At 41.7% G+C, this 4,191-nt stretch carries 6 protein-coding genes and 1 pseudogene; 4 read left to right on the top strand and 3 right to left on the bottom strand.

Annotation, left to right across the window (positions count from 1 at the left end):
• The 3 genes and pseudogenes from V6C93_RS33050 to V6C93_RS33040 form a co-directional block, all read left to right on the top strand.
• Window positions 1-229, top strand: a pseudogene (locus tag V6C93_RS33050) (hypothetical protein); the annotation flags it as partial.
• A gap of 41 nt (window positions 230-270) precedes the next feature.
• A complete protein-coding gene (locus V6C93_RS33045) occupies window positions 271-696 on the top strand; it encodes a hypothetical protein (RefSeq protein WP_333480929.1) in 426 nt (141 codons plus the stop codon).
• Between the two features lie 472 nt (window positions 697-1,168).
• Window positions 1,169-1,567, top strand: a complete 399-nt coding sequence (locus tag V6C93_RS33040; protein ID WP_333480928.1) for a hypothetical protein — start codon at window positions 1,169-1,171, stop codon at window positions 1,565-1,567.
• A gap of 135 nt (window positions 1,568-1,702) precedes the next feature.
• Here the strand turns inward: V6C93_RS33040 and V6C93_RS33035 are convergent, their stop codons facing one another.
• Window positions 1,703-2,983: a HEAT repeat domain-containing protein gene (locus V6C93_RS33035; RefSeq protein ID WP_333480927.1), complete on the bottom strand. Its 1,281-nt coding sequence runs from the start codon at window positions 2,981-2,983 to the stop codon at window positions 1,703-1,705.
• A 52-nt stretch (window positions 2,984-3,035) separates the two neighbouring features.
• Here V6C93_RS33035 and V6C93_RS38600 point away from each other — a divergent pair, with 52 nt between their 5' ends.
• Complete coding sequence (locus V6C93_RS38600) at window positions 3,036-3,200, top strand: helix-turn-helix transcriptional regulator (RefSeq protein ID WP_349262919.1); 165 nt, start codon at window positions 3,036-3,038, stop codon at window positions 3,198-3,200.
• A gap of 88 nt (window positions 3,201-3,288) precedes the next feature.
• Here V6C93_RS38600 and V6C93_RS33030 read toward each other — a convergent pair whose 3' ends face one another.
• Both V6C93_RS33030 and V6C93_RS33025 read right to left on the bottom strand, forming a co-directional pair.
• Window positions 3,289-3,774: an REP-associated tyrosine transposase gene (locus tag V6C93_RS33030; RefSeq protein ID WP_333480926.1), complete on the bottom strand. Its 486-nt coding sequence runs from the start codon at window positions 3,772-3,774 to the stop codon at window positions 3,289-3,291.
• 49 nt (window positions 3,775-3,823) lie between these two features.
• A partial coding sequence (locus V6C93_RS33025) for a hypothetical protein (protein ID WP_333480925.1) occupies window positions 3,824-4,191 on the bottom strand: 368 nt, incomplete at its 5' end.

Genomic DNA, 4,191 nt, shown 5'->3' with positions numbered 1-4,191 from the left:
AGCAACAGGCTATCCGGCGATTAAGTTTCTCCCCGATTTGCAAGCCTATCGGGAGAAAACCCAGGATTTTAAGTCAGTGGTGAATGCTTACGAACCCCATGACCACGTTTATCAATATTTGGAACAATATGGCGGTACGGTGATGATTCGCGGTCGAGGGATTGTGGCATCGCGGATTGTACAACGAGTGTATGAAGCAAGGCTATGGGTCGCTAACAAATCCCCATAACGATTTGAGATTAAATCCAAAATCCAAAATCCAAAATCGTCATGACTCCTACTCTATTCGGTCGCTGGCAAACTCGCGTATTACTACTGGCTACGGTAGGCGTTTTCATCACATTGCCCTTTTCCTTGGGGCTCATTGGCCCTGGTGCTAGTTCGGAATTCTTCTGGATACTCGGATATATAGCACTGCTTGGTTTACTGTGGGACGTGCTTTATAACTACATCCAGAAATTCCGTTGGGATCGAGACTGGCCTGGTGTATTTCAACTGCTTGCTGGAATTTGGGAGGCTATTTTTATGGCGTGTGTTGTTAAATTATTTGGCTTGCCCAATGTGCCGAGAGAATTACCTCTAAATGGGTTTATCGTTCACTACAGCTTAGTATGGCTAGGAGTTTACATGGCCTCTCAGACCCTCATGCGGATTTTGTTTCCTCGGTGGCGATTTAAAGGTGGGCAATGGCTATAATCGGCTATGCAAAATTAAACAGATAAATAAAGGTTTTAAATTTTTCCTAGTTATAAATATTTTCGCTTCCTCCTTCCTCCTCCAATAAACTATGGCTACTCTCTTACAGTGTATCGAATGTGGCGGAACCGTTAGTTCTCAAGCTGCTCAATGTCCGCGTTGCTCAACTAAGTATCCGTTTGGGGTCAAATGTACAGTTTGTTGTAAATTTTTCAAACGATCAGAAGCGCTTAAACTGGTCAGAGACTATGAAAGAAGTAACCAGCCAGATATCGTTCGATTTTTCCATCACTCTTGTTATAAGCTAGTTAGTCAGGTCAGGATTGGAAGGTCAAAAACGAGTTGCCCGGTCTGCAAACACGCTATTGAATTTGATACAAGCAGTTCTGTCAACTGTCCTAATTGCGGGCATCATATTTTGACAAGGTTAGAAAAACCTTCGTTTGCACCTTGCTGTTATTGTGATTTCCCGTTGAACACCAGATTAGAAGTCGCTATAAAAGAAGTACCTCGTCAATTTCTAGAGGGTTGGGTTACAGAAACTCTCTATGCCCACAAAATTTGTTACACTCCAGAGAGACAACAGGAAGAAAAAAGACAACACAAAAAAGAACAAATTGATACACTAATAAATAGTAAAAAGCAGGCTAATAGTTTCCGTAAAAAGCAATCCTTAAAAAATCAAGAAAGCCTAGCTGTTTCAATTATTTTAGGTATCGTACTTGGTATTATTGTTGGGGGTACAGGAGGGGCAATATCCCACTTTATCCTTGGTTTTGGCTCTAGCTGGCAAAGTGCTGCTATTGGGGGATTTTGTAGCGTTTCTATTTCGACTGTAGTTACTGTTTTAATTATTAGCTTTCTAGATTAATATCACCCTTAGTCCATCGATTAAATAGGGGAGCATCTTGCTCCCTCTACTTATTTTAGTAAAGGAATGAAATGCACCCCAATAAGTTCAACAACGACCTTTTACAAACTCAGCATTACAAAGGTTTGAGGCAATCTAACGCTTGAGTGCTTTTGAAGAAACTTTAGAAATTTTAGTGCCCTGACTCATCGGATAAAACTTAAATTTACTGAGTGCAAAGCTGGCTGCTTTAACCACATTACGATCTGAATCGCGTAATGCTAGTTTAAGAAAGGGTATCACGGCCTCCGACTTGATATTGGCTAGAGCTTCAACCGCTGATTGACGCACAGATGGTTCAGAAGATCGGCTTAGTTTTCCTAAGAGAGGAATTACTCGTTGAACTTCTGCTTTCTGGGGTTGAGAAGCAGCAATGGTGCCTAACGCTGATACAACTAGCCCTCGAATGCGAGTATTGGGATGATGAATGTACTCCGTTAATTTGGGAATATAGGCAACTTGACGAGACTGCCCCATTGCTATTATTTTTTCAGCTACGCCTTGCGCTCTTCTATTGGCAGTATCATTGAGGCTTGGAGCAGTAACATTAGAATCAGCTGGGTAAGTAATTACAGAAATGATTTCTTTAATCGCTTGTTGAATTTCCTGTTCAATTTCCTGATTTGACTGCGCTCTAATCTCCTCCTCTAGTTCAGGATTGGTTTCTAAAAGACTGACAAAAGAGTTTTCTACCAACGTTGGTTGTATTTCCTCACTCCAGGGAGCCACAATCTCTTGTTCTTGCTCAGCAACCGCTTCTGAAGTACTAACAAAAGAGTTTTTTAGGGGTTCTGGTTGCGTTTCCTCATTGCCCTCACTCCAAGGATCTCGAATCTCTTGTTCTAGTTCAGAATTGGCTGAAGAAGTACTGAGCGAAGTGATTTCTAAGGGCGTTGGTTGAACTTCTGAACGCAAGGGTTCTATCACTTTTTGTTGTAGTTCAGAATTCGCTTCCGACTCAATGATACTATCCTCGGTGGCTTTATCGAATAGCGGAGTGATCTGTTGAATTTGATCGTTATCGCGTTCTTCCAAAGGCTGAATTGCTTCTGGTTGTTGAGCCTCGTATTCTTGTTTTAATTCCTCTGTATTCTGGCTTAGCTGAGTTGGTGAATTTTCTGGCAAAGACTTGAGAGTTTCTTGTAGGCGAGCCTCAAATTGTTGTTGTAATTCCTCCGTCGCCTGCTTTAACTGAACTTGATAGTTGACTTGCGCAGACTCCATGACTTCCAGGATTCGAGATTCCTGTCTATCCTCTAATTCTTCCAATCTTTTGCGAAACCGTTGCTTCTGCTTCTCTATCTTTTGTTGCAGGAACCAGTAGGTTAAGCCTACTCCGGCTATTGCCAGAATTGATAGAATTAGAGACGCTTCCATGAGTAGCTCCTGATTTTAGGGATGATTGAGAGATATTATCCAATGAAATGCGATCGCTCTGACTCAAAGTTTTGTGTTTCCAAAAGGATGGACTCTCAATGAAGTATCTGACCGCTCTGGGCTAGTCTACAGTACGGTAAGGCACTATGCCCGATCTCCGGGAATGGCAATGATAGACTATACTGCTATCTACAAGCTGGCACGGACGCAGGAGTAGACTCACTAAGGGCGGGCAAGATGCCCACCCCACAAGAAAGATGCCCACCCCACAAGAGAGTCACCCCCAAAGAGAAATTATTGAAGTCTTAAAAAGATTGATTTGATTTAGATTCTTGCCACAAAAAAGGATATTCCTCGGGAGTAGCTGATAAGCCTGCTTTGACAGGATTTTGCCTGATATACTCAAAAGTATCTTGAAACTCCTGTTCATTCCTGTTAATTCGGTCATATCGCTCACTTTGCCAAACTGTACCGATATGTTTCATCACCTTAGGAACTTGTTTAGCACTATAACTTTTGATGCTATGCATAATGCTGCTGAGTGACCAAAACTCATTTTCAGACTTGAGCCAAGGCTGAATGAGCATATGCACATGGTCGGGCATTACAACCAATACAAAAATTTGATACCTCTGTTTATTAAAGAACTGACACGCACTAAAAACAACTTGTTTAGCTTCTGGAGTTAGTTCTAACTTTTCCCAAGTATTAAAAGTAAGAAAATAAACTGAGCCATCCAACTCCCAATGAGGCAAGTTTCTCTGGCTAATTTTCAGTTTAGGCTCTTTCATTAGATTAGATTGAACTTGTCTTGTGGGGTGGGCATCTTGCCCGCCCCTATTACTTTAGATTGTCATTCTGCTGATATGCTTTTAGCCACTTCTTCAAAGGTGCCTTAGAACCAAGCTTCTTCTGCATATCCTCCAGAGACGTGTAAGGGCGATTATCCGCAATCCGTTTAGCAGAGGTTTTGCCAAGTCCAAAAATTAAAGTAAGGTCAGAATTTTCATCATTAACAAATTCTAAGAAGTCTTTTTTAGGAACTGAAGGCTCATATTGAGTCTCTTCTGCTCTCTGATTGTGCCTTGACTGCAAAAGAGCTTGTTCAACAGCCTCCTCTGCTTCTGGTTGCTTTGCTGCAATGAGAAATACCCAAATTCTCTGAATTTTAGCAGTCTCAGCAGCTTTATAGATTGGCAGCCCAGTTA

This window comes from Allocoleopsis sp. (assembly GCF_036703385.1).
In the GTDB taxonomy this organism is placed as follows: domain Bacteria; phylum Cyanobacteriota; class Cyanobacteriia; order Cyanobacteriales; family Coleofasciculaceae; genus Allocoleopsis.
This window is presented reverse-complemented; position numbering and strand designations above follow the sequence as displayed.